This is a genomic window from Bradyrhizobium sp. CCBAU 45394 (assembly GCF_028128655.1).
In the GTDB taxonomy this organism is placed as follows: Bacteria; Pseudomonadota; Alphaproteobacteria; order Rhizobiales; family Xanthobacteraceae; genus Bradyrhizobium; species Bradyrhizobium diazoefficiens.
Genome location: NZ_LBIX01000015.1, coordinates 1 through 3,958 on the forward strand (window position 1 = coordinate 1; position 3,958 = coordinate 3,958).

4 protein-coding genes and 3 pseudogenes are annotated in these 3,958 nt (G+C 62.4%); 4 read left to right on the forward strand and 3 right to left on the reverse strand.

Translation table 11 applies throughout. From position 1 onward, the window contains the following. From WN73_RS09395 to tnpC, 3 genes and pseudogenes are all read left to right on the forward strand, one after another. Positions 1-230 (forward strand): annotated as a pseudogene (locus WN73_RS09395) (IS4 family transposase); the annotation flags it as partial. Between the two features lie 84 nt (positions 231-314). Further along, on the forward strand, positions 315-488 hold the full coding sequence (locus WN73_RS09400) for a hypothetical protein (protein WP_179880118.1): 174 nt from the start codon (positions 315-317) through the stop codon (positions 486-488). A gap of 32 nt (positions 489-520) precedes the next feature. Further along, positions 521-1,865, forward strand: a pseudogene (gene tnpC, locus WN73_RS09405) (IS66 family transposase); the annotation flags it as partial. A 5-nt stretch (positions 1,866-1,870) separates the two neighbouring features. Here tnpC and WN73_RS09410 read toward each other — a convergent pair. The 3 genes and pseudogenes from WN73_RS09410 to WN73_RS09420 all read right to left on the reverse strand — a co-directional run. Further along, positions 1,871-2,512 (reverse strand): annotated as a pseudogene (locus WN73_RS09410) (tyrosine-type recombinase/integrase); the annotation flags it as partial. Continuing rightward, positions 2,509-2,955, reverse strand: coding sequence for a hypothetical protein (locus WN73_RS09415; RefSeq protein WP_442869846.1), 447 nt, complete (start codon positions 2,953-2,955; stop codon positions 2,509-2,511). The pseudogene WN73_RS09410 and the gene WN73_RS09415, both read right to left, overlap by 4 nt. Next, on the reverse strand, positions 2,952-3,413 hold the full coding sequence (locus WN73_RS09420; RefSeq protein WP_333937955.1) for a tyrosine-type recombinase/integrase: 462 nt from the start codon (positions 3,411-3,413) through the stop codon (positions 2,952-2,954). Before WN73_RS09420 ends, WN73_RS09415 begins: the two co-directional genes overlap by 4 nt. Before the next feature lie 227 nt (positions 3,414-3,640). On the opposite strand from WN73_RS09420, the gene WN73_RS09425 reads away from it, so the two are divergent. Next, on the forward strand, positions 3,641-3,958 hold a 318-nt coding region (locus WN73_RS09425; RefSeq protein ID WP_442870059.1), incomplete at its 3' end, for a transposase family protein.

Below are 3,958 nucleotides of genomic sequence, written 5' to 3' on the forward strand. Positions count from 1 at the left end.
ATGCCTCACCGGAATTTGTGCTGACCAAAGCTGAAATCCAATTGCTTGATCGGCTCGTCAACGACAAGACGCCAGTCAGCGCACAACGAAAGACATTGTCGCATTATCTCATCAAGATCGCCAGGCTCGGCGGCTATCTCGCCCGCGCCAACGATCCGCCACCAGGGAATCTGATCATGTGGCGCGGATTATCGCGATTCATCGATATCGCAACGGGCGCGAAACTCTGACCAAAATGTGGGTAATCGTAAGCTTCGTCGTATGCGTACTCAGCTCCTCACGTGAGACACTATGATGCTCTGCGAACACACCGATTGCGGATCTTCGATCGACCAGAACGGCGCTTCGTCTTGCGACGCTTTCGCGCGGGCGACCGCGAGTTCAGCGGCGACCTCCAAACCCTTCGCGCGCTCGACTGCCAGCGCCTCTTTCAGGGCGGCAACGTCATCCGGAACAGCGTCGCGATCAGCATCCATGCGACGCAGTGAATCACAAGTTGGACGCGTTGGGACTCCTCAAAATGCCGGCAACCGCAGATTTTCCTAGATCAGCCCGCGCTCTGCGGTCGCCAACTCAGTTGCGGATTCAGCAGAAGCTGCAGATCGCCAAGCTAAAACATCAGATCTATGGGCAACGGTCAGAGCGTTCAGCGCGGCTGATCGAGCAGTTGGCGCTGACGTTCGAAGAGCTGGAAGCCGACGCCACCGAGGACGAGCTTGCGGCGGAACGGGCCGTGGCGAAGACGACGAGGGTGCGTGGATTTGCGCGCCAGCGTGCCGAGCGCCAGACCTTCCCTGAGCATCTGCCCCGGGAACTGGTGATCGATGGGCCTACGGCTTGTGAATGCTGCGGCAGCAATCGCCTTCGCAAGCTCGACGAGGATGTGACCCGCACGCTGGAAGTGGTGCCGCGCCAGTGGAAGGTGATCGAGACGGTTCGGGAGAAGTTCTCCTGCCGCGACTGCGAGAAGATCAGCCAAGCGCCGGCCCCATTCCATGCCATCGCCAGGGGATGGGCTGGCCCGAGCCTCCTGGCCATGATCATGTTCGAGAAGTTCGGCCAACATCAGCCGTTGAACCGCCAGGCCGAGCGCTACGCTCTGGAAGGCGTGCCGATCGCACTGTCGACTATGGCGGATGCCGTTGGGGCGGTCTGTGCCTCGCTAGATCCGTTGCTGCGCCGCCTTGAGGCCCATGTCATGGCGGCCGAGCGCCTTCATGCCGACGATACGACCGTGCCGGTGCTGGCTAAGGGTGAGACCGACACGGGGCGGTGCTGGATCTACGTGCGGGACGACAAGCCATTTGGTGGAGCCGGCCCGCCGAGGCGATGTTCTATTACTCCCGCAACCGCAAGGGCGAGCATCCCCAGGGGCATCTGGCCCGAGATGCCGGCATCCTGCAGGCCGACGCCTATGACGGGTACAACCAACTCTATCTGGCGGGACGCCAGCCCGGACCTATCCGGGAGGCTGCCTGCTGGTCGCATGGAAGGCGTCCGTTCTTCGCCATGGCCGACATCGAAGAGAATGCGCGGCGCAAGGCTGCCGGCAAAAAGGAGATCCCGCTCTCGCCCATCGCGGTCGAGGTCGTGCGCCGGATCGATGCGCTGTTCGAGATCGAACGCTCCATCAATGGCAGGAGTGCGGAGGAGCGTTTCAGATGCGGCAGACGCTGAGCCGTCCCTTGGTCGATGATCTTCAGGTCTACATGCGGGAACAGCTCGCCAAGCTCTCCCGTGGGCACGACCTGGCCAAGGCGTTCAACTATATCCTGAAGCGCTGAGCGAGCTTCACGCTGTTCCTGGAAGATGGACGCGTGTGTCTCTCCACGGATGGTGTTGAGAAGCTCTTTCGTCAGCTGGCGACAAGTTTTCTGGGTTTTTCCTTCCAGGCAGCCACCATCCGCTTGTAGGCCTGCTCGACCAGCGGAGTGGTCCGCTCCTTCCGCCCTTTACCGACGCATCGTACGTGTGCACCAGACCCGAGGTGGACGGCATCCCGGTCAAGGCCAGTCAGCTCTGAGAGGCGCAAGCCCGTCTGGGCCGCGACCAGCAGCAAGGTGTGATCGCGGCGACCAAGCCACGTCGTTCGATCGGGCGCGGCGAGAACCGCCTCGATCTCGGGGCGCGTCAGGAAGTGCACCTGTCGCTTGTCGTGGCGTTTGCTCGGTATGGCGAGCACGCGCTGGATCAGCGCACTGTGTGCCGGTTCCTCGAAGGACACGAACCTGAAGAAGGATCTGATGGCCGTCAGACGCAGGTTACGCGTCTTCGCGCTGGCGCCGCGCTTTACCTCGAGATCGGTGAGGAACGCGCCGATGAACGTTGCATCCAGATCGGCGAGCGTCAGGGCCGATGGGGACTTCCGCAGCCGCACCTGTGCGAACATGAACAGCAGCCGGAACGTGTCCCTGTAGGAGGCGATCGTGTTGGCGCTAACATTGCGCTGGCGCATGAGGCGCTCGGTGAAGAAGCGCTCGATCAACGTGGCGACATTGCAGGCGGGCTTCATGGCGTCACCTCCCATCGCCGATCGAGACGCCGCGCCGCTTCTTCCATCAACTCGGGGCAGGCCGAGAGATACCAGTAAGTATCGCGCACGCAGGCGTGGCCGAGGTAAGTGGAGAGAACTGGGAGTTGCTGCTCGACGTCCTTGCCTTCGCGATACCAGTCGAGCAGCGTCCGGATGGCGAAGCGATGACGGAAGTCGTGCACGCGTGGCCCGGTACGATCACCTGGGCGCCGCAGCCCGATCTCTCTGGACAATCGCCAGAAGACGCGATGAACGTACTGGTGCAGCAATCGGCCTCCCTGTTCGGCAACGAAGAAGGTCGAGCCGCAGCGTGATCCGAGCAGCGCATCGCGCCGGTGGGCGTAGTCGCGCAGCGCGGTTCTCGTTCCCAACCCCTTGCGCATGCTCAGGTACTTATCGAGTGCGGAGCGCAGATCGGTCATTGCACGCCTCCCGGCCAGGGCAGGCTCAATGTTCTCAGCGCATCGATGTCGACCTTCGCGTAAATCCGGGTGGTGTCGTGGTTCTCGTGCCGCAGCAACTGTCCGATCTCCGACAAGGTCGCCCCAGATCGGAGAAGCTCTGTAGCGAGACTATGTCGGAAGATATGGGCGCCGCGGTGGGCGCAACCTTCGATTCCAACGCGATCGAGAGCGGCCTTGGCGATCATGGTGATCGCGCATCCGGAAGCAAAGCCGACGTGTGGCGCGAGTGTGCGGACGAACAGCCGTCGGCACGACGACTTTGGGCGGCCATTGCGCAGATATGCAACGATAGCCGCGCCAATGTCTGGCGGTATCGGCATTCGAGCGCGCTGTCGGCCCTTGGCGCGAACGAGTATCTCGCCGGCGCGCCAGTCGATATCGTCGAGGGTGAGCGTCGCAACCTCGTCGGCCCGCAGGCCGAGCTTGGTGCACGGCGGCGATCAAGGTGAGACTCCGGCGACAATCAGGGGTTCTTCCGCACATTTGGTGCAGGGTGCAGGATTCACGAACAGTGCGAATAAGGGCATAAGGTCGGAATCGCAGTCGACGCTCGTGATTCGCCTTGCTCCATGCCTTCCGCTCGCTGATTTCTCCCGAGCTTTCGATTGTCCAGATCCTTCCCCAGACGGACAGGGTGGTGCTCGTGGCTCGGCCGAAGTCAGCGGTCTCGCTCTGTCCCTGTTGCGGCTGCCAGACGGGTCGCGTCCACAGCCATTACGTGCGACGCTTAGCCGATCTGCCATGGCAAGGTCGAGTGGTCGAAATCCGGCTTCAGGCGCGACGCTTTCGATGCGCGAATCCGCAATGCTCGCGTCAGATATTCACCGAGCGGCTACCGGCAACGGTGCGGCCGAAAGCAAGACGCACAACCCGTCTCGGCGAGAGCCAACTGGCGATCGGCTTTGCGGTCGGCGGAGAGCCCGGCTCGCGCCTGTCGCGCAAACTGGCCATGCCGGTCAGC